General features: G+C 61.7%; 21 protein-coding genes and 1 pseudogene. 6 read left to right on the top strand and 16 right to left on the bottom strand.

Annotation, left to right across the window (positions count from 1 at the left end; translation table 11 throughout):
- Nucleotides 1-229: 229 nt before the first annotated feature.
- The 3 genes from QN085_RS18090 to gcl all read right to left on the bottom strand — a co-directional run bounded on the left by QN085_RS18090 (nt 230) and on the right by gcl (nt 3,930).
- Entirely contained in the window at nt 230-1,123 is an 894-nt protein-coding gene (locus tag QN085_RS18090; protein WP_003259509.1) for a 2-hydroxy-3-oxopropionate reductase, read from the bottom strand.
- A 180-nt stretch (nt 1,124-1,303) separates the two neighbouring features.
- A complete protein-coding gene (hyi, locus tag QN085_RS18085) occupies nt 1,304-2,086 on the bottom strand; it encodes a hydroxypyruvate isomerase (RefSeq protein ID WP_003259508.1) in 783 nt (260 codons plus the stop codon).
- A gap of 68 nt (nt 2,087-2,154) precedes the next feature.
- Nucleotides 2,155-3,930, bottom strand: coding sequence for a glyoxylate carboligase (gene gcl / locus QN085_RS18080; RefSeq protein ID WP_023660951.1), 1,776 nt, complete (start codon nt 3,928-3,930; stop codon nt 2,155-2,157).
- Between the two features lie 257 nt (nt 3,931-4,187).
- Between gcl and QN085_RS18075 the strand changes: the two genes are divergently transcribed.
- A complete protein-coding gene (locus QN085_RS18075; protein WP_013973539.1) occupies nt 4,188-4,628 on the top strand; it encodes a GlcG/HbpS family heme-binding protein in 441 nt (146 codons plus the stop codon).
- A gap of 122 nt (nt 4,629-4,750) precedes the next feature.
- On the opposite strand, the gene QN085_RS18070 is transcribed toward QN085_RS18075, so the two are convergent.
- A complete protein-coding gene (locus QN085_RS18070; RefSeq protein WP_013973538.1) occupies nt 4,751-5,362 on the bottom strand; it encodes a TetR/AcrR family transcriptional regulator in 612 nt (203 codons plus the stop codon).
- Nucleotides 5,363-5,494: 132 nt separating this feature from the next.
- Here QN085_RS18070 and QN085_RS18065 point away from each other — a divergent pair, with 132 nt between their 5' ends.
- Nucleotides 5,495-6,409, top strand: a complete 915-nt coding sequence (locus QN085_RS18065; protein ID WP_038410029.1) for a DUF808 domain-containing protein — start codon at nt 5,495-5,497, stop codon at nt 6,407-6,409.
- 138 nt (nt 6,410-6,547) lie between these two features.
- Here the strand turns inward: QN085_RS18065 and QN085_RS18060 are convergent, their stop codons facing one another.
- From QN085_RS18060 to puuE, 7 genes are all read right to left on the bottom strand, one after another.
- Complete coding sequence (locus QN085_RS18060) at nt 6,548-7,330, bottom strand: outer membrane protein OmpK (RefSeq protein WP_003259506.1); 783 nt, start codon at nt 7,328-7,330, stop codon at nt 6,548-6,550.
- Nucleotides 7,331-7,681: 351 nt separating this feature from the next.
- On the bottom strand, nt 7,682-8,467 hold the full coding sequence (locus tag QN085_RS18055; RefSeq protein WP_013973536.1) for an outer membrane protein OmpK: 786 nt from the start codon (nt 8,465-8,467) through the stop codon (nt 7,682-7,684).
- A 137-nt stretch (nt 8,468-8,604) separates the two neighbouring features.
- On the bottom strand, nt 8,605-9,960 hold the full coding sequence (locus QN085_RS18050) for a nucleobase:cation symporter-2 family protein (protein ID WP_013973535.1): 1,356 nt from the start codon (nt 9,958-9,960) through the stop codon (nt 8,605-8,607).
- Nucleotides 9,961-10,169: 209 nt separating this feature from the next.
- On the bottom strand, nt 10,170-11,498 hold the full coding sequence (locus QN085_RS18045) for a urate hydroxylase PuuD (RefSeq protein WP_013973534.1): 1,329 nt from the start codon (nt 11,496-11,498) through the stop codon (nt 10,170-10,172).
- A gap of 59 nt (nt 11,499-11,557) precedes the next feature.
- Complete coding sequence (locus tag QN085_RS18040) at nt 11,558-12,061, bottom strand: ureidoglycolate lyase (protein WP_003259500.1); 504 nt, start codon at nt 12,059-12,061, stop codon at nt 11,558-11,560.
- Nucleotides 12,062-12,117: 56 nt separating this feature from the next.
- Nucleotides 12,118-12,633, bottom strand: coding sequence for a 2-oxo-4-hydroxy-4-carboxy-5-ureidoimidazoline decarboxylase (gene uraD, locus QN085_RS18035; protein ID WP_013973532.1), 516 nt, complete (start codon nt 12,631-12,633; stop codon nt 12,118-12,120).
- Nucleotides 12,633-13,559 carry an allantoinase PuuE gene (gene puuE, locus QN085_RS18030; protein WP_013973531.1) on the bottom strand — a complete coding sequence of 309 codons (927 nt, stop codon included), beginning with the start codon at nt 13,557-13,559 and terminating at the stop codon, nt 12,633-12,635. Before puuE ends, uraD begins: the two co-directional genes overlap by 1 nt.
- Nucleotides 13,560-13,957: 398 nt before the next feature.
- Between puuE and uraH the strand changes: the two genes are divergently transcribed.
- Together uraH and QN085_RS18020 are read left to right on the top strand one after the other, a co-directional pair.
- Nucleotides 13,958-14,311, top strand: a complete 354-nt coding sequence (gene uraH / locus QN085_RS18025; protein WP_003259496.1) for a hydroxyisourate hydrolase — start codon at nt 13,958-13,960, stop codon at nt 14,309-14,311.
- Nucleotides 14,312-14,490: 179 nt separating this feature from the next.
- Nucleotides 14,491-14,733 (top strand): annotated as a pseudogene (locus QN085_RS18020) (RHS repeat-associated core domain-containing protein); the annotation flags it as partial.
- Between the two features lie 485 nt (nt 14,734-15,218).
- Here the strand turns inward: QN085_RS18020 and QN085_RS18015 are convergent.
- Nucleotides 15,219-16,568 (bottom strand): NCS2 family permease, encoded by a 1,350-nt coding sequence (locus QN085_RS18015; RefSeq protein WP_013973528.1) that lies wholly within the window; start codon nt 16,566-16,568, stop codon nt 15,219-15,221.
- 282 nt (nt 16,569-16,850) lie between these two features.
- Between QN085_RS18015 and QN085_RS18010 the strand changes: the two genes are divergently transcribed.
- Nucleotides 16,851-17,606 (top strand): GntR family transcriptional regulator, encoded by a 756-nt coding sequence (locus QN085_RS18010; protein WP_003259493.1) that lies wholly within the window; start codon nt 16,851-16,853, stop codon nt 17,604-17,606.
- A 232-nt stretch (nt 17,607-17,838) separates the two neighbouring features.
- Nucleotides 17,839-18,537, top strand: coding sequence for an aquaporin Z (aqpZ, locus tag QN085_RS18005; RefSeq protein ID WP_013973527.1), 699 nt, complete (start codon nt 17,839-17,841; stop codon nt 18,535-18,537).
- Here the strand turns inward: aqpZ and guaD are convergent.
- From guaD to xdhA, 4 genes are all read right to left on the bottom strand, one after another.
- The gene (gene guaD / locus QN085_RS18000; protein ID WP_013973526.1) at nt 18,534-19,838 is read right to left on the bottom strand and encodes a guanine deaminase; all 1,305 of its coding nucleotides are present in this window, start codon (nt 19,836-19,838) and stop codon (nt 18,534-18,536) included. The genes aqpZ and guaD overlap by 4 nt on opposite strands.
- 10 nt (nt 19,839-19,848) lie before the next feature.
- A complete protein-coding gene (xdhC, locus tag QN085_RS17995) occupies nt 19,849-20,694 on the bottom strand; it encodes a xanthine dehydrogenase accessory protein XdhC (protein ID WP_013973525.1) in 846 nt (281 codons plus the stop codon).
- 118 nt (nt 20,695-20,812) lie between these two features.
- A complete protein-coding gene (gene xdhB, locus QN085_RS17990) occupies nt 20,813-23,212 on the bottom strand; it encodes a xanthine dehydrogenase molybdopterin binding subunit (protein WP_041505746.1) in 2,400 nt (799 codons plus the stop codon).
- On the bottom strand, nt 23,205-24,659 hold the full coding sequence (gene xdhA, locus QN085_RS17985; protein ID WP_013973523.1) for a xanthine dehydrogenase small subunit: 1,455 nt from the start codon (nt 24,657-24,659) through the stop codon (nt 23,205-23,207). Before xdhA ends, xdhB begins: the two co-directional genes overlap by 8 nt.
- Nucleotides 24,660-24,851: the final 192 nt, after the last annotated feature.

Below are 24,851 nucleotides of genomic sequence, written 5' to 3'. Positions count from 1 at the left end.
TATTGTTGTTCTGCAGAATCAAAAACGCCCCTGGAACTGCCTCCGTGCAGGCCGAACCAGGGGCGGGTGTTGCTCGGTGCCACCGTTGAACCTGTGGTCGCAGGTTCAACGGTGTTGGCTTCTTCGCGGGTAAACCCGCTCCCACAGGGACTTCACAGAGGCTGAAGACGGCGTAAATCCTGTGGGAGCGGGTTCACCCGCGAAGAGGCCGGTGAAGGCTAAAAATTACTTACTTGTCGTCGCGGATCGAGAAGTTGGCCATGTGCTCCAGGCCTTTGATCAGCGCCGAGTGGTCCCAGTTGCCGCCGCCCAGTGCCTGGCAGGTGTTGAACACTTGCTGTGCATTGGAGGTGTTGGGCAGGTTGATGCCCAGTTCCTTGGCGCCTTGCAGGGCCAGGTTCAGGTCCTTCTGGTGCAGGTTGATGCGGAAGCCTGGGTCGAAGGTGCCCTTGATCATGCGCTCGGCGTGCACTTCGAGGATCTTCGACGAGGCGAAGCCGCCCATCAGGGCTTCACGTACCTTGGCCGGGTCGGCACCATTCTTGGCGGCGAACAGCAGGGCTTCGGCAACGGCCTGGATGTTCAGGGCAACGATGATCTGGTTGGCCACCTTGGCGGTCTGGCCGTCGCCATTGCCACCGACGCGGGTGATGTTCTTGCCCATGGCTTCGAACAGCGGCAGGGTGCGCTCGAAGGCTTTCGGGCAGCCACCGACCATGATGCTCAGGGTCGCGGCCTTGGCACCGACTTCGCCGCCGGACACCGGGGCGTCCAGGTAGGCAGCGCCGGTAGCCTTGATCTTCTCGGCGAAGGCTTTGGTAGCGGTAGGGGAGATCGAGCTCATGTCGATCACGACCTTGTTCGGGCCCACGCCTTCGGCCACGCCGTTGTCACCGAACAGGACGCTCTCGACCTGCGGGGTGTCGGGGACCATGACGATGATGAACTCGGCTTCCTGGGCAACTTCCTTCGGGTTGGCCAGGGCCACGGCACCGGCGGCGATCAGGTCGGCCGGGGCAGCGTCGTGGTGGGTGGAAATGAAGATGCTGTGACCTGCTTTCTGCAGGTTCTGAGCCATGGGCTTGCCCATGATGCCGGTGCCGATGAAACCGATTTTAGCCATGAGAGATTACCTCGTTGTATTTGTTGAATCTCGATGGAGCAGGCTGCACAGGCCCCCTTGTTGGACACAAAACTCTGTGGGAGCGGGTTTACCCGCGAAAGCGGCAGTGAAGCCAACATCGCATTCGCGGGTGAACCCGCTCCCACAGGGTCAGGCATGTGTCACGGGACCCGATCAGCCTTAGATTGCGTTATGGGTCTTCAGCCAGCCCAGGCCCGCTTCGGTGGTGGTCAGCGGCTTGTACTCCGCGCCCACCCAGCCCTGGTAGCCGATGCGGTCCAGGTGTTCGAACAGGAAGCGGTAGTTGATCTCGCCGGTGCCTGGCTCGTTGCGGCCGGGGTTGTCGGCCAGCTGGATGTGGTTGATCAGTTTCAGGTTGGCTTCCATGGTGCGAGCCAGGTCACCTTCCATGATCTGCATGTGGTAGATGTCGTACTGCAGGAACAGGTTGTCGCTGCCAACCTCGGCCTGGATTTCCAGGGCCTGTTTGGTGGTGTTCAGGTAGAAGCCTGGGATGTCGCGGGTGTTGATCATTTCCATGACCAGGCGGATCCCGGCGGCTTTCAGCTTGTCGGCGGCGTAGCGCAGGTTTTCCACGAAGGTCTTGCGCACGGTGGCGCAGTCCGGGCCTTGTGGGCGAATGCCGGCCAGGGCGTTGACCTGGGTGTTGCCCAGCACCTTGGCGTATTCGATGGCCTTGTCGACACCAGCGCGGAATTCCTCGACGCGGTCAGGGTGGCAGGTGATACCGCGCTCACCCTTGGCCCAATCGCCCGCCGGCAGGTTGAACAGCACCTGGGTCAGGCCGTTGGCGTCCAGCTGCTGCTTGATCTCGGCAGCGCTGAAATCGTACGGGAAGAGGTACTCTACGCCGCTGAAACCAGCATCGGCGGCAGCCTTGAAGCGGGCCAGGAAGTCCTGTTCGGTAAACAGCATGGACAGGTTGGCAGCGAAGCGAGGCATGTTGTGTCTCCTAGCGATGAAGGCCCCCGGCGCCCTGAGGTAGGGGTCGGCACGGGGGCGTCAGGCGATCAGTCCAGCAGCGAGATGGCGGTTGGCGCGTCGTTGCCGACCAGGGCCAGGTCTTCGAACTCGTTGACCGCGTTGATCTCGGTGCCCATGGAAATGTTGGTCACACGTTCGAGAATCACTTCGACCACCACCGGTACGCGGAACTCTTCGGTCATCTTCTGTGCCTTGAGCAGGGCAGGGGCGATCTCGGCCGGCTCGAACACACGGATGGCCTTGCAGCCCAGGCCTTCGACCACGGCGACATGGTCGACACCGTAGGTGGCGGCGTCGGTCGAGTTGATGTTCTCGAACGCCAGTTGTACACAGTAATCCATGTCGAAGCCACGCTGTGCCTGACGGATCAGGCCCAGGTAGGCGTTGTTCACCAGCACGTGCACGTACGGCAGGTTGAACTGTGCGCCCACCGCCAGTTCTTCGATCATGAACTGGAAGTCGTAGTCACCCGACAGCGCGACCACCTTGCGCTTCGGATCGGCCTTGACCACACCGAGGGCGGCAGGGATGGTCCAGCCCAGCGGGCCGGCCTGGCCGCAGTTGATCCAGTGGCGTGGCTTGTACACGTGCAGGAACTGCGCGCCGGCGATCTGCGACAGGCCGATGGTGCTGACGTAGCAGGTGTCCTTGCCGAATACCTGGTTCATTTCTTCGTATACGCGCTGCGGCTTGACCGGCACGTTGTCGAAGTGGGTCTTGCGCTGCAGGGTGGCCTTGCGCTCCTGGCAGTCTTCCAGCCAGGCCTTGCGGCACTTCAGCTTGCCAGCGGCTTTCCACTCGCGAGCCACTTCGAGGAACACGTCCAGTGCCTTGCCAGCGTCGGAAACGATACCCAGGTCCGGGGTGAACACGCGGCCGATCTGGGTCGGCTCGATGTCCACGTGCACGAACTTGCGGCCTTCGGTGTAGACGTCGACGGAACCGGTGTGGCGGTTGGCCCAACGGTTACCGATACCGAACACCAGGTCGGATTTCAGCAGGGTGGCGTTGCCATAACGGTGCGAAGTCTGCAGGCCGACCATGCCGACCATCTGTGCGTGGTCGTCCGGGATGGTGCCCCAGCCCATCAGGGTTGGAATCACTGGTACACCGGTCAGTTCGGCGAACTCGACCAGCTTGTCGCTGGCGTCGGCGTTGATGATGCCGCCACCGGCTACCAGCAGCGGGCGTTCGGCGTCATTGAGCAGGGCCAGGGCTTTTTCGGCCTGTACGCGGGTAGCGGACGGCTTGTGCACTGGCAGCGGTTCGTAGGCGTCGATGTCGAATTCGATTTCGGCCATCTGCACGTCGAACGGCAGGTCGATCAGTACCGGGCCTGGGCGGCCGGTGCGCATTTCATAGAAGGCCTTCTGGAAGGCGTAAGGCACCTGGCCTGGCTCCAGAACGGTGGTGGCCCACTTGGTGACCGGCTTGACGATGTTGGTGATGTCGACGGCCTGGAAGTCTTCCTTGTGCAGGCGGGCACGTGGGGCCTGGCCGGTGATGCAGAGGATCGGGATGGAGTCGGCGGAGGCACTGTACAGGCCGGTGACCATGTCGGTGCCGGCTGGGCCGGAGGTGCCGATGCACACGCCGATGTTGCCTGGGTTGGCACGGGTGTAACCCTCGGCCATGTGCGAGGCGCCTTCGACGTGACGAGCGAGGACGTGATCGATGCCACCGACTTTCTTCAGGGCCGAGTACAACGGGTTGATGGCAGCCCCCGGGATGCCGAACGCGGTATCTACACCTTCACGGCGCATGACCAGAACGGCTGCATCGATTGCTCTCATTTTGCTCATGGTTTGTGCCTCATCGATTTTGTAATTGTATACAACTTGCTTTGTGCCAGAGTGTATTCACGGCTGGCCGCTCAGGTCAACGGGTTTTCGTCGGACGAGGTCGCTTTCGTTCAAGCGCCCGTGAAAACGAGCGTTTGCAATCTCGCATACGATCGTTTCAATTTATTGTATACAAAAAAAGATTCAGTTGTGTTCTATTGGTCTATCGGTTTTTCACCTGCCCTCAGGGCTTCTCACAACAAGAAGAGGACCTTTCCATGAACGCTTTGAACCTGAAAGTCGCGGTCAGCCTGGTGAATGCCGCGCTGGCGGCGGGCCGCAAGATCAACGCCGCGCCACTGACCGTGGCGGTGCTGGATGCCGGCGGCCACTTGCTGGCGCTGCAGCGCGAGGATGGCGCCAGCCTGATCCGGCCGGAGGTGGCTACCGGCAAGGCCTGGGGGGCGATTGCCCTGGGCAAGGGGTCGCGCCTGCTGGCGCTGGACGCGCAGCAGCGGCCGGCATTTTTTGCCGCGCTGAACGGGTTGGGCGAGCGACCGGTGGTGCCGGCGCCGGGTGGTGTGCTGGTGCGTGATCAGGACGGCAAGGTGCTGGGTGCGGTAGGGATCAGCGGGGATACGTCGGATATCGACGAGCAGTGCGCGATCAGTGCGATCGAGGAGGTGGGGTTGAAGGCGGATGCGGGTGTAGCAGCCTAATTCTCTGTTGTCTGTTCCGGCCAATTCGCGGGTGAACCCGCTCCCACAGGATCATCACAGGCTTGAAGCTCGTGGTGTCCCTGTGGGAGCGGGTTCACCCGCGAAGAAGCCAGCGCCGGGGGTCAGGCTACCTCGGGCTCGCAGCCCTTGAGCACCATGCGGATGATGGTCTCCGCCGCCGCGTCATAATCGCTGTCGGCCAGCTTGGCCTTGCCGGTCACGGCAGAGATCTGCCAGTCGAAATCGGCATAAGTCTGGGTCGCTGCCCAGATGCTGAACATCAGGTGATGCGCATCCACATGGGCGATTTGCCCGCGGTCGATCCAGCGCTGGATGCACTCGATGTTATGGCGCGCCTGCTCGTTCAGCTGCGCTACCTGGTTCGGCGACAGGTGCGGGGCACCGTGCATGATCTCGCTGGCGAACACCTTGGACGCATGCGGCAGGTCGCGCGAAATGCGGATCTTCGAGCGGATGTACGCACTCAGCACTTCCTTCGGGTCACCGTCGGCATTGAACGGGGTCGACGCCTGCATGATCGGCGCGATGATGCTTTCCAGGACCTCGCGGTAGAGGTTGTCCTTGGATTTGAAGTAGTAATACACGTTCGGCTTGGGCAGGCCGGCCTTGGCCGCGATATCGCTGGTCTTGGTGGCGGCGAAGCCCTTGTCGGCGAATTCCTCGCTGGCCGCGCGCAGGATCAGTTCCTTGTTGCGCTCGCGAATGGTGCTCATGGTCAGGGATCTTCCTCGTGTCTGGCCACCTCTAAGAGGGATCGGGCATGGTAGCACCGGGCTCGACGGGCGCTCAAGGCAGCGGCTTTGGGCTAGAATCCTGGACACTTACTCTTCTGGATGCAGGCAAACATGGCAGGAAGCAGTCTACTGGTACTGATCGACGACATCGCCACTGTGCTCGATGACGTCTCGGTGATGACCAAGGTGGCGGCGAAAAAGACCGCAGGCGTGCTGGGCGATGACCTGGCGCTGAATGCCCAGCAGGTCACCGGGGTACGTGCCGAGCGCGAGATCCCTGTGGTGTGGGCAGTAGCCAAGGGCTCGATGGTGAACAAGGCCATCCTGGTGCCGGCAGCGCTGCTGATCAGTGCGTTCATTCCCTGGGCGGTGACGCCGTTGCTGATGCTGGGCGGTGCCTACCTTTGCTTCGAGGGCTTCGAGAAGCTGGCGCACAAGTTCCTGCACAGCAAGGCCGAAACTGACGCCGAGCACGAAGCGCTCAAGGAGGCGGTGGCCGATGCCAATGTTGACCTGGTGGCGTTCGAGAAAGCCAAGATCAAGGGCGCGGTACGTACCGACTTCATCCTGTCGGCAGAGATCATCGCCATCACCCTGGGCATCGTTGCCGACTCGCCGTTGACCCAGCAGATCGTCGTGCTGTCGGGTATTGCGGTGGTCATGACCATCGGCGTCTACGGGCTGGTGGGCGGTATCGTCAAGCTCGATGACCTGGGGCTGTGGATGACCCGCAAGGCATCACGCCTGGCCAGGGCGGTGGGTAACGGCATTCTGCGTGCCGCGCCATACATGATGAAGAGCCTGTCGGTGATCGGCACGGCAGCCATGTTCCTGGTTGGTGGCGGGATCCTGGTGCATGGCATCGCACCTCTGCATCATGCGATCGAGGCATTCAGCGAAGGGCGTGGCGGGGCGTTGACCGTGGCACTGCTGAACGGCGGTGTGGGAGTTGTGGCCGGTGCTGTGGTGCTGGCCGTGGTGGGCATTGCGGGGAAACTGTGGCGAGCGGTTCGGCCGGCCAGTTGATGCTGCCTGGCCGGGGCTTCGCCCCGGTTCGCGGGTGAACCCGCTCCCACATGTATAGCGTCTGCCATGAATCCGGTGCGGACCCTGTAGGAGCGGGTTTACCCGCGAATGGGCCGCAAGGCGGCCCCTGTACTCAGATCAGAAGTGAACCTTGAGCAGGAAGCTCATGGTGTTCTGGTCCGTGGTGAAGGCATCGGAATCCTTGATGCCGTACTTGTTCTTCCAGTAGTCGTACTCCACACCCACATACAGCTGCTTCTCGCCCAGGTGCAAGGCCTTGCCCAGGTCATACTTGATCTGCGGGTTGAAGTGCAGGTTGGCCTGATAGGTGCCGCGGCGGTTCTCGTCGTTGTCCACCACCCAGTCCATGAAGCCGTCGATCAGTACATCGGACGAACCGACCGGAATGGTGTACGACCACACCGGGGTGATCTGCCACACGTTGTCGCCGGCGCGGCTGCCGTCGGTGGTGCGGTTGTAGAAGTTCAGCTGGAAGTAGTCGAAGCCCGGGATGTCCAGGTCGAAGCCAGGGCCGATCAGGTACGACTCGGTATCACCTTCACCGAACTCGTAGGTCATCGCCAGCAGTACGTCCTTGACCGGGCCAAACCCGATCTTCTGGTCGAAGATCTTGCCGAACGACAGGCGCGGGCTGATTTCGCCGTAGTAGGTGTTCGGGCCGTTGCCCTCATCTTTCTGGCCCTGGTAGAAGATCTTGTCGACAAAGATGAAGTTATCGCCGTACTTCCAGCCATCAGCGTGCTCGAAGGTCACGGTTTGCTGGATCGACGGGTTGACCTTGAAGTTCTTGCCCCACAGGTAGGTCAGGCTGTTGTTCTGCCATTGCAGCAGGTCGCCGCCGAAGGTGGTGCCACAGGCCAGCAGGCCGCCGGCGAGGATCAGGCTGTTGATGGTACGCATTGCGAATGTCGCTCCCTTGATTGATCTGTTGTCAGCGCTCGTTATTGGCGCTTTTTGTCTTTTGAGTCAGCTTTTTTCGATAGGCCACAGCTGTCTGGCAAGGGTTGAGCCAACTTTCCTGGGCTGGCAAAACCTTCCTGCTCGACTTCGTTCTGAACGGATGAAAAGGGTCTTTCAGGCTGGCAACACGTTGGCCAACCGCCCGAATTCATTGACTGAGCGGTCAGTAAACGCAGGCAGAATCCGTTCTGCCCTGATCGAGGGGGCGCGCAGATTACTGGCTTGCGCGCCTTGCCTCAAGTGCTCCGTCCTGGAGCAGAGTGGAACAAACTTGTGCGTTTGGTCAGCTTTCTAGAAGTGCACCTTGATCAGGGCACTGGTGACGCTCTGGTTACTGTCGATATTGCCTTGGCTGTCGATGCCGTACTTGTCCTTCCAGTAGCTGTACTCGATGCCCACGTACAGCTGCTTGGCGCCCAGGTTCAGGGCTTTGCCCAGGTCGTACTTGACCTGTGGGTTGAACTGCAGGTTGGCGTGGTAGGTGCCACGGCGGGTCTGGTCGTTGTCGACCACCCAGTCCATGTAACCGTCGATCAAAATGTCGGATTTGCCCACCGGAATGGTGTACGAGAAGGCCGGGGTGATCTGCCAGACGTTGTCACCGGGGCGGCTGCCTTCGGTGTTGCGCAGGTAGAAGTTGAGGGTGAAGTAGTTGAAGCCGGGAATGTTCAGGTCGAAGCCGGGCCCGATCAGGTAGGCCTCGTTGTCGCCCTCGCCACGCTCGTAGGTCATGGCCAGCAGCACATCCTTGATCGGGCCGAACGCCAGCTTCTGGTCGAAGATCTTGCCGAACGACAGGCGCGGGCTGAATTCACCGTAGTAGGAGGTGACGCCTTTGCCCGGGTCGGGCTTGCCGTTGTAGAAGACCTTGTCGACGAACATGAAGGTATCGCCGTACTTCCATTTGTTGGCGTGCTCGAAGGTCACCGTCTGCTGGATGCGTGGGTTGACCTTGAAATCCTTGCCGTACAGGTAGGTCAGGCTTTCGCCATGCCACTGCAGCCATTCACCAGCGTGGGCGGGGAGGGTGGCCAGCAGGCTGCTGCCCAGCAAGAGGGACGAGGTGATGCGTTTCATGTTGTGGTTCCCGGACTTATTGTTTTTGTTTGGTTTTTTTGGCGCGCAGGCGCCCCGGACGGCCCATTCCGGCGGGCCGACGGTGTAGCGTTTACGGCGAATTCGAGGCGGGGCGGCAGCGCGCCGCCCCCCTTTGCTCAATGTTGGTGACAGGCTTCGTTGTGCACCGCGCGGTCGGCACCACCAAGGATGTTGAACAGCACGTTCAACACCAGGGCACTGACCGTGGCCATGGCGATGCCACTGTGGGTGATGGGCTCCATCCACTGGGGCATCTGGGCGAAGAACTCCGGACGTACCACGGGGATCAACCCGAAGCCGACGCTCACTGCAACCAGCAGCTGGTTGCGACGGTCGCCGATGTCCGCCTCCTGGAGAATCTTGATCCCGGTGGCGGTGACCATGCCGAACATGGCGATGGACGCGCCGCCCAGTACCGCTGGCGGGATCGAGGCAATCAGGAAGGCCGCCTTGGGCAGCAGGCTGAGCAGGATCAGCAGTGCACCGGCCACGATGGTGACATAGCGGCAGCGCACCCCGGTCATCTGCACCAGGCCGATGTTCTGGGCGAACGAGGAGTGAGTGAAGGTGTTGAAGAAGCCGGCAATGAACGACGCACCGGCATCGCACAGCAGGCCGCGACGCAGCATCCCTGGGGTAACTTCACGATCGGTCACCTTGCCCAGGGCCAGGAACATGCCGGTGGACTCGACGAAGATGATCACCACCACCAGGCACATGGACAGGATCGGCGCCAGGCTGAAGGTCGGCATGCCGAAGTGCAGTGGGGTGACCACTTGCAGCCACGGTGCGTCGTTCAGGCCCGACAGGTCGACCATGCCGATGGAGCCGGCCAGGATGTAGCCCAGGCCCATGCCCACCAGCACCGACACGTTGACCCAGAAACCGCGCATGAAACGGTTGATCAGCAGGATTACCGCCAGTACCAGGCCGGCCACCAGCAGGTAGATCGGCGAGCCGAAGGTATCTGCCTGTTGGCCACCACCGGCCCAGTTGACTGCCACCGGGAACAGCGACAGGCCAATCGAGGTGATCACCGTACCGGTAACCAGAGGCGGGAAGAAGCGGACGACCTTGGACATGAACGGCGCGATCAGCATGCCGAAGAACCCGGCGGCAATGGTCGCGCCGAAGATCCCCTGCAGGCCCACGCCGGGCATGCCGGCCATGGCCACCATGCTGCCGACGGCAGCGAAACTGGCACCCATCATCACCGGCATGCGGATGCCCACCGGGCCGATACCGAAGGACTGGATGATGGTGGCGACGCCAGCGACCAGCAGGTCGGCGTTGATCAGGAAAGCGACTTCTTCACGGGACAACCCGGCGGCCTGGCCGATGATCAACGGCACGGCGATCGCGCCGCCGTACATCAGCAGAACGTGTTGCAGGCCAACCAGGATCAGTTGGAACAGGGGCAAGGGCTCGCGCGGCGGCGCAACAGGGATGTACGCCTTGCGTGACTCGGACATGCAGCACCTCGAGTTTTGTTTTTATTCTCGGATCCAAGCGCCGGCCTCAGGCGGCAGGCTCGCTATGAAGAGAGCCTGGGGTTCCCGCCTGACGCTGAACGCTCGATGCTTGCTTGTTGCATATGTCTTGAAACAGAGGCCGGGAGTGCCGGCCTCTTCGCGGGTGAACCCGCTCCCACAGGGGGCGGTGTTATCCCGACAATTGTGTTTCAGTTGACCGGGGCGCCTTTGGCGATCCAGTCACCGACGAGCTTGCGCTCTTCGGTGGTCATCTGGGTAATGTTGCCCAGCGGCATGATCTGGCTGGCGACCGCTTGCGCCTGGATGCGCGCGGCCTGGGCCTGGATCTGCTGCGGGGTGTCGAACATCACGCCGGCAGGGGCGGCGCTGAACAGTGGGCTGGTCGGCTTGGACGAGTGGCACACGGTGCAGCGTTCCTGGATGACATTGTGGATCTTGTCGAAGCTCTCGCCGCCAGCCTGGGCGGTGGCCTGGGCAGGGGCTTCGGCCGGCGCGGCAGGCGCTGCGGCAGCCTTGGCGGCGTCTTCGGCGCGTTGCTCGGCGGCGGTCTTGCCACCTACAGCGGTCGCGGGCAGTGGCTGGTACTCGACCTTCGCCGCAGCTTGCTCCGGGCTGACGGCCATCGGTTTCGGACCGGTGACATAGGCCAGGCAGATCATCGCCAGGGCGCCGACCGGCAGGGTCCAGGCGTACTTGTTGCTGTCGTGGCGGGTGTTGAAGTAGTGGCGGATCAGGACCGCGGCTACTGCGATACCGGCCAGGATCAGCCAGTTGTACTGGCTACCGTAGGTGCTCGGGAAGTGGTTGCTGATCATGATGAACAGCACCGGCAGGGTGAAGTAGTTGTTGTGGCGCGAGCGCAGCAGGCCCTTGGCCGGCAGTACCGGGTCTGGGGTCTGGTTGTTCTCGATCGCCGCAACCAGCTGGCGCTGGGCCGGCATGATGATGCGGAACACGTTGCCGACCATGATGGTGCCGATGATCGCGCCGGTGTGCAGGTACGCACCACGGCCGCTGAACACCAGGCTGAAGCCCCAGCATGCGGCGATGATCAGCACGAACAGTACTGCACCGAGCAGCGCTGGCTTCTTGCCCAGAGGCGAGTCGCACAGGAAGTCGTAGATGAACCAGCCGGCGATCAGCGAGCCGATACCGATGGCCACGCCTTCGGCACCGCTCAAGGTGCTGCCAGGGGCCAGCAGGTACAGGGTCGGGTTCCAGTAGAACACCACGCACAGCAGGGCAATACCGGACATCCAGGTGAAGTAGGCCTCCCATTTGAACCAGTGCAGGTTCTCGGGCATTTTCGGGGGGGCGAGCTTGTATTTCTCCAGGTGGTAGATACCACCGCCGTGAATTGCCCAGAGATCACCCGACAACCCATCGCGCGGGTTGCTTCGGTTCAGGTGGTTCTCCAGCCAGACGAAGTAGAACGATGCACCGATCCAGGCGACACCGGTGATCATGTGAACCCAGCGAATGCTCAGGTTCAGCCATTCGTGAAGGTGTGCTTCCACAGTATGTACCTCTTGCCGGTCACCCGCTCGGGCAATGCCCTTGAATGACCGACCTTTTCTTATTGGTGGGGATTGAGGACCAGCATCTGTTCCTCGGTGAAGTAATGCTCGTCGCAGTTGTTGCCGGAACCACTGCGATCAACCACCAGGAAGTCATCCCGCTTTTCGATCGTCAGCACCGGGTGGTGCCAGACGCCGCGATGGTAATTAACGCCCTGCCTGCCATTACTGCGGAAGGCTCGGACCAAACCTGATACAGGTGCATCGCCAACTGGCGCGACCACGATCAGAAAGGGGTTGCCGAGCAGCGGGATGAAAGCCTGGCTGCCCAGCGGATGGCGTTCCAGCATGCGCACGGTCAGCGGCATGTCCAGCGCGTCGGCGCGGAAGATGCTGATGATCGCCTTGTCTTCAGGCTCGGCGGTTTCGACCGTGGCGAGCTTGTGGAAGCGCATGGTCGAGCCGTTGTTGATCATGAAGTGGTCGCTGCCGTCGGTTTCGATAACGTCTCCGAAGGGGGCGAAGGCTTCTTTGGTCAGGGGCTCGATCATCAGGGTGCGCATGCGGATATCTCTTCTATGTTCGTTGTTCTGGATAAGGCTCAAGCGTTGCGGCGGCTTTACAGCTGCAGCAGGCGGAACAGGGCGATCAGGTTGATCTGCGCCAGGGCTTCCTTGAATTCGGCATCGGCATCGTTGTGGATGCGTTTTTCGAAGGAGGCGAGGATCTGGTGCCGGTTGCTGCCTTTTACCGCCATGATGAACGGGAACTGGAACTTGGCCTTGTAGGCGTCGTTCAGTTCGGTGAAACGGGCGAACTCTTCGGCGGTGCACTGGTGAATACCGGCGCCGGCCTGCTCGTTGGTGCTCGATTCGGTCAGCTCGCCCTGGATGGCGGCCTTGCCGGCCAGGTCCGGGTGAGCGTTGATCAGCGCCAACTGGTCGGCGTGGTTGGCGCTGAGCAGGATGTCGCTCATGCGCTGGTGCAGCGCCTCGATCTCGTCCAGTTCGCCCAGTTGGCCCAGGTCATAGGCTTTTTCGGCTACCCACGGCGAATGCTCGTAGATGTCGGCGAAGGCCTTCACGAAGGCGTCGCGGTCCAGGGCGGATGGCTTGAGGGTCTTGAAGGCGGTCATCAGGCGTTCTCTTTCTTGTACGGGTGGGTGGCGTGCCAGTGGCGGGCGATGTCCACGCGACGGGCGAACCAGACCTGGTCATGGCTTTTTGCGTAATCGACGAAACGCTTCAGTGCGGCCAGGCGCGCCGGGCGGCCGACCAGGCGGCAGTGCAGGCCGATGGACAGCATTTTCGGTGCTTCGGCGCCCTCGGCGTACAGCACATCGAAGGCGTCCTTCAGGTACTGGAAGAACTGCTCGCCGCAGTTGAAGCCCTGTACCTGGGTGAAGCGCATGTCGTTGGTGTCGAGGGTGTAGGGGATCACCAGGTGCGGCTTGCCGGTAGGGTTGTTCGGCTCCCAGTAGGGCAGGTCGTCGTCGTAGGTGTCGCTGTCATACAGGAAGCCGCCTTCCTCCATCACCAGGCGACGGGTGTTCGGGCCGGTGCGGCCGGTGTACCAGCCCAGCGGGCGCTCGCCGGTGATTTCGGTGAGGATGCGGATGGCTTCGAGCATGTGCTCGCGCTCCTGGGCCTCGTCCATGTACTGGTAGTCGATCCAGCGGTAACCGTGGCTGCAGATTTCATGACCGGCCTCGGCCATGGCACGGATCACGTCGGGGTGGCGCTGGGCGGCCATGGCCACGGCGAAGATGGTCAACGGCACGCCGCTGTCCTTGAACAGCTTCAGCAGGCGCCACACGCCGGCACGGCTACCGTACTCGTACAGCGATTCCATGCTCATGTTGCGCACGCCCTGCAGTGGCTGGGCGGCGACCATTTCCGAGAGGAACGCTTCGGACTCCTTGTCACCGTGCAGGATGTTGCGTTCGCCACCTTCCTCGTAGTTGAGGACGAAAGACAGCGCGATGCGAGCGTTGCCCGGCCATTGCGGGTGAGGAGGGTTGTTGCCGTAACCGATCAGGTCGCGAGGGTAGTCAGCGCTCACTGCAGTCTTCCTTCTTGTGCGTTTGTGCGGGGGTGGGCGGACCGCGTCGGGATGTCGCACCACCGGATGGGCTGATTGTATACAACTTCTGAAATCTTTTGTAAGCCTGTTTTTCCGCATTTCTTCCCTTTTGTCGCCTCGTAGCGACCTGGAAAAACAGTGCAAGAAACCTGCCTGATTGGTCAGCTAATGATGTTGGTGTCGTTACCAGGCCTGTCTTTGCGATCGGTGGGTCGCTCAGTGGCAAGATTTGCTGCGGGCGACAGATGGGTTGAAAAAATTGTGTACAATCTTGGCTCGGAATGTCTTAATGACGTCATTCCCGCCTGCCGCAGGCGCTATGCTGGTGCGACGGCTGAGTATTTTTTGCCCACAGATTGAACAAGAGGCGACAAGCAATGGGACGTTTGACCACACACGTACTGGATGCCGCGCATGGCTGCCCGGGCAGCTCGATCAAGGTCGAGCTGTACCGTGTCGAAGGCCAGCAGTTGGAGCTGGTGAACACCGCCCTGACCAACAGCGATGGCCGCGTCGATGCGCCGCTGCTGCAGGGTGACGACTACCGTACCGGCGTCTACCAGCTGCAGTTCAGCGCTGGTGACTACTACCGCGCTCGCGGTGTACAGCTGCCGGCCCAGGCGTTTCTGGATGTTGTCGTGCTGCGCTTTGGCATCGACGAGCAGCAGGAGCACTACCACGTGCCGCTGCTGATCTCGCCGTACAGCTATTCGACCTATCGTGGAAGCTAGTTGGTCGCTAGAAGAATCTTCGTAGGTCCTTTGGCCCGCTCTCACACTGGCGGGCTTTTTTTCGTCTGCGTTTTTTATATCAGTTCAAATCACTCACATTTCTGCCAGTACTCTCTTTTTGGTTCATCTGGGATGATCAGCTACCAAGTTGAGGAGCCGGCCTGATGGACACAAAAAATGCGTATGCGCCCTATGGCTACCATCTGCCTGATCAGGGTGTACTCGGCTTCAACGGTGAACAACTGGACCCAGTCACCGAGCATTACCACTTGGGTAATGGTTATCGAGCATTCAATCCCTCTTTGATGCGGTTCAACAGCCCGGACAGCTTGAGTCCGTTCGATCAAGGTGGCTTGAACGCGTATGCCTACTGCCAGGGGGACCCAGTGAATTACCAGGATCCAAGCGGTCATAGCCTTTGGAAAATGCTGATGGGGGTTGCAAAGCCGCCCAAGCGAGTAGAGGTTCTGGCTGCAGTTGCTAACAAGGGGGTATTTACAAAACTGGTTGGCTGGCACGGGACGAGCCGAAAAAATATTCCTTCATTGGCTAAGGGGCTATCGCCAGTGTATTCAGAGCCTCATAGGCGAGCCCAAGGGCAAGGCTTCTATGTCGCGCCAACCCCTGAACACGCCAAAACATACGCTAATGCCTACGACGATGGTGTTGTCCTGCCGGTACTCGTGCGCAAGGATCTTAATCTGGTCCCCGGTGTAGGTTATAAAAAGGATGTATTTGATGTAGTAGCGATCTTGCCGGCGGCATTTGAGGTTGTAAGCGTGCGGGAAACCGTTCCTTCAGGCGTGACGCCAGCTGAACTCCCTCGAACGGGCATCTTCGCGAAAAAACCAGCACCGGCTAAATAAAAGAGAAGGGCGCCGGAGCGCCCTTTTTGGATGTGGAGGGTTCAGAGGAACACGAACTTGGCAATGAAGATTGCGCACAGCACCCACAGGCTGGCGGAGATTTCCTTGTACTTGCCGGTACCTGCCTTCAATGCCACATAGCTGATGAAGCCCAGGGCAATACCGTCGGCCACCGAGAAAGTCAGCGGCATCATGATCACCGTGACGATCGCCGGAATGCTGTCGGTAGCTTCGTCCCAGTGGATATGCGCCATGCTGCCCATCATCAGCATTGCCACGTAGATCAGTGCGCCCGCGGTGGCATAGGCCGGAATCATTCCGGCCAATGGCGCGAAGAACATGGCGGCAATGAACAGCAGGCCGACCACCACCGCCGTCAGGCCGGTACGGCCACCAGCGGCCACACCGGCAGCACTTTCCACATAACTGGTCACCGGCGGCACACCGACCACGGCACCGAACACACTCGAAGCGCTGTCAGCCTTCAGCGCCTTCGACAAGTTCTCGATACGCCCGTCCGGTGCCACCAGGTTGGCTCGCTGCGCCACGCCCATTAGCGTGCCGGCGGTGTCGAACATGTGCACGAACAGGAAGGCCAGCACCACGCTGATCATGCTGACGTTGAATACGCCAGCCACATCCATGGCCATCCAGGTCGGTGCCAGGCTCGGCGGCATCGACATCACCCCGCCGAATTTCACCAGGCCCAGGCCCCAGCCGGCCAGGGTGACGCCGATGATGCTGATCAGGATCGCGCCGAATACCCGCTTGTAGCTGAGGATGGCAATCAACAGGAAGCACACCGCCGCCAGCAGTGGCCCCGGCTCATGCAGCGAGCCCAGCTTGATCAGGGTGGCCGGGCTGTCGACGATGATGCCGGCGGTCTTCAGGCCGATCAGCCCGAGAAACAATCCGACGCCGGCCCCCATGGCATGGCGCAGGCTGACCGGGATGCTGTTGAGCAACCATTCGCGCACTTTCGACAAGGTCAGGAACATGAACAGCACACCCGAGACAAAGACTGCCCCCAGCGCCGTTTCCCAGTTGTAGCCCATGGTGCCAACCACGGTGTAGGTAAAGAAGGCATTCAACCCCATGCCCGGCGCCAGGCCCACCGGCCAGTTGGCGTACAGGCCCATCAACAGGCAGCCCAGCGCGGCGGCGATGCAGGTGGCGACAAAGGCGGCACCGTGGTCGATGCCTGCGTCGGCCATGATGTTGGGGTTGACGAAGATGATGTAGGCCATGGTGATGAAGGTGGTCACGCCGGCGATCATTTCGGTTCTGACGGTGCTGCCGTGCTGCTTGAGTTTGAAAATCCGCTCCAGCCAGCTCGTTTCGAGCGGTGGAGCAAGATCCAGCGTAGGGGCTTCGGATTTGCGGCTTTCCACAGCGAGTACTCCTCAAGTCTTTCTTGTTGTTCTGGAACCATGGGCCTGCGCAATGCACTTGGCGGCTCCGCGAGGGAAGGCAGACGTCTGACCGGTTTGTTGACTTATGGGTCAAGAAGTTGCTCGGTGGATTATGCTTTTGTGTACAAATAAAGCAAATAATGTTTTATCTTTTGTGTGCGCAATACGTCGTACAACGGCTATATAGGTAAAAGGCCACCTGCAGAAACGGCTCAGCCTGTGTACAATGGCGCCATACTTTCCTTCGTGCCTCGAGAGCCCATGAACGAACAGCTGCAACCTCTGAAGAAACCTGCGCGTACCGGCAAGGCTGGCCGCAGTGGTACCCAGGACGACATCGTCTACGCGCATATTTTCGAGGCAATCCTCGAGCAGCGTCTGGCACCGGGTACCAAGTTGAGCGAGGAAGCGCTGGGCGAGATCTTCGGCGTCAGCCGCACCATCATTCGCCGCGCGTTGTCGCGGCTGGCCCATGAAAGCGTGGTGCTATTGCGGCCGAACCGCGGCGCAGTGGTGGCCAGCCCTACGGTGGAAGAAGCCCGTCAGGTGTTCTTCTCCAGGCGCATGGTCGAACGGGCCATTACCGAACTGGCCGTGCAGCACGCTACCCTCGAGCAGCTCAACGAGCTGCGGCAGATGGTGCGGGAGGAGCGCGACAGCTTCTCGCGTGGTGACCGTGGTGCCGGCATTCGTCTTTCCGGCGAATTCCACCTCAAGCTGGCCGAGGCTGCGGGCAATGCGCCGCTGGTCAGCTTCCAGCGCAGCCTGGTGTCGCAGACCTCGCTGATCATTGCCCAGTACGAAAGCGGCAACCGCTCGCATTGCTCGTATGACGAACACATGCAGCTGATCGATGCCATCGAGGCACGCGATGCCGAGCAGGCGGTGAGCCTGATGATGCACCACATGGACCACATCGACAGCAAGCTGAACCTGGACGAGGAGAGTGCCTCGGACGATCTGCATGCGGTGTTCTCGCACTTGCTGAAAAAGCCCAAGGTATCGGTCAAGGGTTGATCGTTTGCTCAAGTGAGCGTAGTGCGCCGTTGTGGGAGCGGGTTCACCCGCGAACACCGGCGCAGCCGGTGCCATTCACCGTGTCGCCTTCTTCGCGGGTAAACCCGCTCCCACAAGAAGCACGGCCATTTCTGGTCATTGATCAAAGGTCTGCTAAATTCTTGTGAGCAAACCTTCATCAAGCAGTTGGGCTTGCGCATTCGTTGCGTTCAACTTCTTGAGGAATGGACTCATGAGCATGTCCCTCGGTAAACGCATGGGGGCCGAGCTGGTCGGCACCTTCTGGCTGGTGCTTGGCGGCTGCGGCAGTGCGGTACTCGCCGCCAGCTCGCCCATCGGCATCGGTGTACTTGGCGTCGCCTTCGCCTTCGGCCTGACCGTGCTGACCATGGCCTTCGCCATCGGCCATATCTCCGGCTGTCACCTCAACCCCGCCGTGTCGTTCGGGCTGGTGGTGGGCGGGCGCTTTCCGGCCAAAGAGCTGCTGCCCTACGTGATCGCCCAGGTGATCGGCGCCATTCTGGCGGCAGGTGTGATCTACCTCATCGCCAGCGGCAAGTCAGGTTTCGAGCTGTCTGCGGGATTGGCTTCGAACGGCTACGCCGACCACTCGCCTGGCGGCTACACGCTCGGGGCGGGCTTTGTTAGTGAAGTGGTGATGACGGCGATGTTCCTGGTGGTGATCATGGGCGCTACCGACGCCCGGGCGCCAGCGGGTTTTGCGCCGATCGCCATCGGTTTGGCTTTGACCCTGATCCACCTGATCTCTATCCCGGTGACCAATACTTCGGTCAACCCCGCGCGTAGCACGGGGCCGGCCTTGTTCGTCGGTGGCTGGGCCCTGCAACAGCTGTGGCTGTTCTGGGTGGCGCCGCTGATTGGTGCTGCGATCGGCGGCGCACTGTACCGGGGCCTGGCAAAAGAACCTTAGCGCTGGTGCACGCAACGCCCAGCGGCGTAGGTTTCACGCACGGTGCGGTCGTCGCCTAGGGTGGTCAGCACGAACAGGGTTTCCTCGATGCTGTTGGACTGCTGGATGCGGTAGTCCAGCAGTGGCGTGGCCTTGTAGTCCAGCACCACGAAGTCGGCATCGTTACCCGGGCGTAGGCTGCCGATGCGGTCGTCCAGGCGCAGCGCGCGGGCGCCGCCGAGCGTGGCCAGGTACAGTGACTTGTACGGGTGCAGGCGTGCGCCCTGCAGTTGCATCACCTTGTACGCTTCGTTCAGGGTGTTGAGCAGCGAGAAGCTGGTGCCGGCGCCAACGTCAGTGCCCAGGCCCACATTGACCTTGAAGCGCTCGGCCTGGGGCAGGTTGAACAGGCCGCTGCCGAGGAACAGGTTGGAGGTGGGGCAGAAGGCCACCGCCGAGCCGGTTTCGGCCAGGCGCTGGCATTCGTCATCGCACAGGTGCACGCCATGGGCGAATACCGAGCGTTCGCCCAGCAGCTCGAAGTGGTCGTAGACGTCGAGGTAACCCTTCTGCTCGGGGAACAGCGACTTGACCCACTCGATTTCCTTGAGGTTCTCCGACAGGTGCGTGTGCATGTACACGCCCGGGTGCTCCTTGAGCAGTTGGCCCGCCAGCGCCAGCTGTTCAGGCGTACTGGTCGGGGCGAAGCGCGGGGTGACTGCATAATGCAGGCGGCCTTTGCCGTGCCAGCGCTCGATCAGCGCCTTGCTTTCGGCATAGCCGGACTCTGCGGTGTCGGTCAGGTAATCCGGGGCGTTGCGGTCCATCATCACCTTGCCGGCGATCAGGCGCAGGTCCAGGCGTTCGGCTTCTTCGAACAGGGCATTGACCGATTCCGGGTGCACGCTGCCGAACACCAGGGCGGTGGTGGTGCCGTTGCGCAGCAGTTCCTTGAGGAAGATTTTCGCCACTTGGTCGGCGTGTTCCTTGTCGGCGAACTGTTTTTCGCAGGGGAAGGTGTAGGTATTCAGCCAGTCCAGCAACTGTTCGCCGTAGGAGCCGATCATGCCGGTCTGCGGGAAATGGATATGGGTGTCGATGAAGCCTGGGGTGATCAGTGCGTCCTGGTAGTGCTCGACCGGGATATCGGCATCCAGGGTCGGCAACAGTTCGGCGGCGTGGCCTACGGCGCTGATGCGGCCATTGTCGACCACCAGCAGGCCGTCCTCGAAGTATTCATGGGAAGCCTCCAGGCCCACCTCGGCCGGGTCGGCGATGCTGTGCAGGATGGCGGCACGGTAGGCTTTGCGGGTAACGGTCATAACACACTCGTCAAATGGCTTGGCTGCGCCGGGAGGGCGGCAGCAACTGGGCAATGGGGCCGGCATTGGCGGCAGCGTCGTGCTGGCCGAAGCAGGCGTTGTAGGTGGCAATGATTTCACCGGCGATGGACACGGCGATCTCGATGGGCAGCTTGCCCTTGACCTCGGCCAGGCCCATCGGGCAGCGCATGCGCGACATCACGGCCTCGTCATAGCCGCGCTCGCGCAGGCGGTGTTCGAACTTGACCCGTTTGGTCTTCGAGCCGATCAGGCCGAACCAGGTGAAGTCGTTGCGCTTGAGAATGGCGGCGGTCAATTCCAGGTCGAGCTGGTGGTTGTGGGTCATGACGATGCAGTAGCAGCCTGGCGGCAGGTCTGCCACTTCGTCGACCGGCTCCTCGCTGACCACCTTGGTCACCCCGTCGGGGATCAGGGCAGGGAATTCCTGCTCGCGCGAATCGATCCAGCGCACCCGGCAGGGCAGCGCGGCGAGCAAGGGTACCAGAGCCCGGCCGACATGGCCCGCGCCGAACACCGCGATCTGCGCCTGCACCGCGGCCATGGGTTCGAACAGCAGCACAGTGACGCCGCCGCAGCACTGGCCAAGGCTGGCACCGAGGCTGAAGCGCTCCAGATGCGGGGTGGTGCGGTGCTCTTCGAGCATTTGCCGGGCGATGTGCAGGGCCTTGTATTCCAGGTGGCCGCCGCCGATGGTGTCGAACAGGCCGCTGGCGCTGACGACCATTTTCGAGCCGGCATTGCGCGGGGTCGAGCCGCGCTCCTCGATGATGGTAACCAGCACGCAGGCTTCGCCACGGGACTGATGGTCGGCGAGGGCGTTGATCCATTGGTGCATGATGCAACCTCTCTATAGTCGCGTCGCGATCCCTGTGGGAGCGGGTTCACCCGCGAATGCGGCGGTGAAACCACTATCGCATTCGCGGGTAAACCCGCTCCCACAGGGCCCTGCATTGTCAGTGAGACACGGTTTCCAGCTCCGGCTCGGCAGGTTGCGCTGCAGCCACTGCCTTGCGCATCTGCTCGCAACCCCACAACACCCGCTCCGGCGTCGCCGGCGCATCCACCTGTGGCTGCACGCGGTAGTCGGCGATGCTGGCCACGGCGTCCTTGATCGCGCACCAGGCGGCGATGCCGAGCATGAACGGTGGTTCGCCCACAGCCTTGGAATGGAACACCGTGTCCTCCGGGTTCTTGCGGTTTTCCACCAGCTTTACCCGCAAATCCAGCGGCATGTCCGCCACTGCCGGGATCTTGTAGCTGGCCGGGCCGTTGGTCATCAGCTTGCCCTTGGCGTTCCACACCAGTTCTTCGGTGGTCAGCCAGCCCATGCCCTGGATGAAGCCGCCTTCCACCTGGCCGATGTCGATGGCCGGGTTCAACGAATCACCCACATCGTGCAGGATGTCGGCGCGCAGCATCTTGTATTCGCCGGTCAGGGTGTCGACGACCACCTCCACGCAGGCGGCGCCGAAGGCGAAGTAGTAGAACGGCCGGCCACGTGCCTGGCTGCGGTCGTAGTAGATCTTTGGCGTGCGGTAGAAACCGGTGCTGGACAGCGACACTTGGGCAAAATAGGCCTGCTGCACCAGCTGCTCGAAGCTGACGATCTGGTCGCGCACGCGCACATGGCCGTTGCGGAACTCGACGTCTTCCTCGGTCACCTGGTAGTGCCGTGCGGCGAACTCGGTCAGGCGTTTCTTGAGGATCTCCGCAGCGTTCTGCGCTGCCTTGCCGTTCAGGTCGGCACCACTGGAGGCAGCGGTCGGTGAGGTGTTGGGCACCTTGTCAGTATTGGTGGCGGTGATCTGGATACGGCTGAAATCGACCTGGAAGATCTGCGCCACCACCTGTGCCACCTTGGTGTTCAGGCCCTGGCCCATCTCGGTGCCGCCATGGTTCAGGTGGATACTGCCGTCGGTGTAGATATGGATCAGCGCACCGGCCTGGTTGAGGAAGGTGGCGGTGAACGAAATACCGAACTTGACCGGTGTCAGTGCCAGGCCCTTCTTCAGGACCGGGCTGTTGGCGTTGAAGCGGCGTATCGACTCGCGGCGCTCGGCATAGTCACTGCTGGCTTCCAGTTCGGCGGTCATCTCTTCGAGCATGTTGTGCTCGACGGTCTGGTAGTAGTGGGTGACGTTGCGCTCGGTCTTGCCGTAGTAGTTGGCCTTGCGCACCGCCAGCGGGTCGCGGCCCAGGTGGCGAGCGATGTGGTCCATCACCTGCTCGATGGCGACCATCCCCTGCGGGCCGCCAAAGCCGCGATAGGCAGTGTTGGAGGCTGTGTTGGTCTTGCAGCGGTGGCCGTGCACGGTGGCATCGCCCAGGTAGTAGGCATTGTCGGAGTGGAACATGGCGCGGTCGACGATCGAACCGGACAGGTCGGGCGAGTAGCCGCAGTTGCCGGCCAGGTCGAAGTTGATGCCGTGCAGGCGCCCGTCGTCGTCGAAGCCCACGTCGTACTCGACGTAGAACGGGTGGCGTTTGCCGGTCATGGTCATGTCTTCGACCCGTGGCAGGCGCATCTTGGTCGGCTGGCCGGTCAGGCGCGCCACCACTGCGCACAGGCACGCCGGGCTGGCGGCCTGGGTTTCCTTGCCACCAAAACCGCCACCCATGCGGCGCATGTCCAGCACCACCTTGTTCATTGGCACGTCGAGTACTTCGGCGACCAGTTTCTGCACTTCGGTGGGGTTTTGCGTGGAGCAGTAGACGATCATGCCGCCGTCTTCGGTGGGCATCACCGAGGAAATCTGCGTTTCCAGGTAGAAGTGCTCCTGGCCACCGATGTGCAGGGTGCCCTGGATGCGGTGCGGTGCACTGGCCAGGGCAGCGACGGAATCGCCACGCTGGTGGGTGTGGCTGTCGAGCACGAAGTGCTTCTTGCGCAGTGCTTCGACCACATCCAGCACCGGCTCCAGGTCTTCATACTCGACGATGGCGGCCATGGCCGCACGGCGCGCGGTATCGAGGTCACGGGCGGCCACGGCGAGCACCGGCTGGCCGAAGAACTCGACCTTGTCGATGGCCAGCAGCGGGTCGCCGGCTACCACCGGGCCGATGTCCTTTAGGCCAGGGATGTCTTCGTGGGTGATGGCGATGCGCACGCCCTCGAAGGCATAGCACGGCGTGGTGTCGATGCGCAGGATGCGCGCGTGGGCGCGGTCGGCGGTGCGCGCATAGACGTGCAGCTGGTTGGGGAATTCCAGGCGGTCGTCGATGTACACCGCCTCGCCGGACACATGCTTGTCGGCGCTGTCATGCTTGACGCTGCGGCCGACCCCGGTGGTCAGGTCCTGGCTGAACAGTTCGGCCATCTCGGCCTGGCTCTTGGCTACGTGATGGTTAGACATAAGCGGTCACCCGGGTTTCGATGTACGGCGTTTGCTGTTCGATGAAGTACTTGCGCAGCAGGTTCTGGGCGGTCAGCAGGCGGTATTCCTTGCTGGCGCGGAAGTCGCTGAGCGGGGTGAAGTCTTCGGCCAGGGCCTGGCAGGCGCGCTCGATGGCAGCCTGGTTCCACGGCTTGCCGCGCAGCGCCGCTTCGCAGGCACGGGCCCGTTTGGGGACTGCCGCCATGCCGCCGAAGGCGATGCGCACACCGCTGACCACGCCGTCTTCGATGCTCAGGTTGAAGGCGCCGCATACGGCAGAAATGTCATCGTCCAGGCGCTTGGACACTTTATAGGCGCGGAACGCCCAATCGCTGGTGGCGCGCGGCACGATGATCTTCTCGATGAACTCGCTGTCCTGGCGGGCGGTGATGCGGTAGTCGATGAAGTAGTCTTCCAGTGGCATCACCCGCTGGCGATCGCCCTGGCGCAGGACGATCTGCGCATCCAGGGCAATCAGCAGGGGTGGCGAGTCACCGATTGGCGAAGCGTTGCCGATATTGCCGCCCAGGGTGCCCTGGTTGCGGATCTGCAGCGAGGCGAAGCGGTGCAGCAGGGCACCGAAGTCCGGGTATTCCTCGTTCAGCGCACCGTAGCAGTCGGTGAGCGGTGTGGCGGCGCCAATTTCCAGATGGCTGGCGGTTTTCTCGATGCGCTTGAGCTCGGCCACATGGCCGACGTAGATCATCACCGGCAAGGTCTTGTGGAACTGGGTGACTTCCAGTGCCAGGTCGGTACCGCCGGCCAGCAGCCGCGCTTCGGGGTGCGAGCTGTACAGGTCGGCCAGGTCGGCCACGGTCAGTGGTACCAGGCAGCGCTTGTCGCCACTGTTCAGTTCGCCGGTCTGGGTTGGGGCAATGGCCTTGAGGCGGCTGATGGTCTGTGCCTGCTGGGCATCGAACTGGTCGCGGCAGGGCTGGCGGCAGCTCTGCTCGGCGGCGTCGAGGATCGGCCGGTAGCCGGTGCAGCGGCACAGGTTGCCGGCCAGGGCTTCCTGGGCCTGGTGCAGGTCGGGGCCGCTGCTGTTCTTCTGCAGGGCGAACAGCGACATGACGAAGCCGGGTGTACAGAAGCCGCACTGCGAGCCATGGCAATCGGCCATGGCCTGTTGCACGCTGTGCAGCTGGCCCTGGTGCTTGAGACCCTCGACGCTGATCAGTTGCTTGCCGTGCAGCGACGAGACGAAGGTCAGGCACGAGTTGAGGCTACGGTAGCGGATGCTGTCGTTGCCTTGGTCGTCCTGGGTCAGTTCGCCGACCACCACGGTGCAGGCACCGCAGTCACCACTGGCGCAGCCCTCCTTGGTGCCAGGTTTGCCCAGGTGCTCGCGCAGGTACTGCAGCACCGTCATGTTCGGGTCCAGGGCATGCTCACTACGCAGCTCCTGGTTTACGAGAAACTGGATCACGGGGATGGCCTCGCAATGGTTTTATTGTTGTTGGGCGGACTCTAAGCAAGAGCTGTCCAGCTGGTCAATATTTTTCTGACTCAAAGGTCAAGAAATTGCTCATGTCCAAGCCCGGCCGCACACATTGCCCATATTCCAAGCATAGATCGCGCCGGGCGTGTGGTTGCCTTGCAGGTCAAATAAACCGCCAGG

It is taken from the genome of Pseudomonas sp. M2(2023) (assembly GCF_030263955.1).
GTDB lineage: Bacteria > Pseudomonadota > Gammaproteobacteria > Pseudomonadales > Pseudomonadaceae > Aquipseudomonas > Aquipseudomonas asiatica.
The sequence above is the reverse complement of the archived record's forward strand: the minus strand, read 5'-3'. Positions and strand labels throughout refer to the sequence as shown.

Coding starts and splice junctions, on each gene's coding strand:
- QN085_RS18050 (WP_013973535.1), bottom strand. CDS start 9,960: ATGTCCGAGTCACGCAAGGCGTACATCCCTGTTGCGCCGCCGCGCGAG.
- QN085_RS18065 (WP_038410029.1), top strand. CDS start 5,495: ATGGCAGGAAGCAGTCTACTGGTACTGATCGACGACATCGCCACTGTG.
- xdhB (WP_041505746.1), bottom strand. CDS start 23,212: ATGTCTAACCATCACGTAGCCAAGAGCCAGGCCGAGATGGCCGAACTG.
- QN085_RS18040 (WP_003259500.1), bottom strand. CDS start 12,061: ATGCGCACCCTGATGATCGAGCCCCTGACCAAAGAAGCCTTCGCCCCC.
- QN085_RS18055 (WP_013973536.1), bottom strand. CDS start 8,467: ATGAAACGCATCACCTCGTCCCTCTTGCTGGGCAGCAGCCTGCTGGCC.
- QN085_RS18090 (WP_003259509.1), bottom strand. CDS start 1,123: ATGGCTAAAATCGGTTTCATCGGCACCGGCATCATGGGCAAGCCCATG.
- uraD (WP_013973532.1), bottom strand. CDS start 12,633: ATGACCGCCTTCAAGACCCTCAAGCCATCCGCCCTGGACCGCGACGCC.
- uraH (WP_003259496.1), top strand. CDS start 13,958: ATGGGACGTTTGACCACACACGTACTGGATGCCGCGCATGGCTGCCCG.
- QN085_RS18070 (WP_013973538.1), bottom strand. CDS start 5,362: ATGAGCACCATTCGCGAGCGCAACAAGGAACTGATCCTGCGCGCGGCC.
- gcl (WP_023660951.1), bottom strand. CDS start 3,930: ATGAGCAAAATGAGAGCAATCGATGCAGCCGTTCTGGTCATGCGCCGT.
- aqpZ (WP_013973527.1), top strand. CDS start 17,839: ATGAGCATGTCCCTCGGTAAACGCATGGGGGCCGAGCTGGTCGGCACC.
- xdhC (WP_013973525.1), bottom strand. CDS start 20,694: ATGCACCAATGGATCAACGCCCTCGCCGACCATCAGTCCCGTGGCGAA.
- QN085_RS18075 (WP_013973539.1), top strand. CDS start 4,188: ATGAACGCTTTGAACCTGAAAGTCGCGGTCAGCCTGGTGAATGCCGCG.
- QN085_RS18060 (WP_003259506.1), bottom strand. CDS start 7,330: ATGCGTACCATCAACAGCCTGATCCTCGCCGGCGGCCTGCTGGCCTGT.
- hyi (WP_003259508.1), bottom strand. CDS start 2,086: ATGCCTCGCTTCGCTGCCAACCTGTCCATGCTGTTTACCGAACAGGAC.
- QN085_RS18010 (WP_003259493.1), top strand. CDS start 16,851: ATGAACGAACAGCTGCAACCTCTGAAGAAACCTGCGCGTACCGGCAAG.
- guaD (WP_013973526.1), bottom strand. CDS start 19,838: ATGACCGTTACCCGCAAAGCCTACCGTGCCGCCATCCTGCACAGCATC.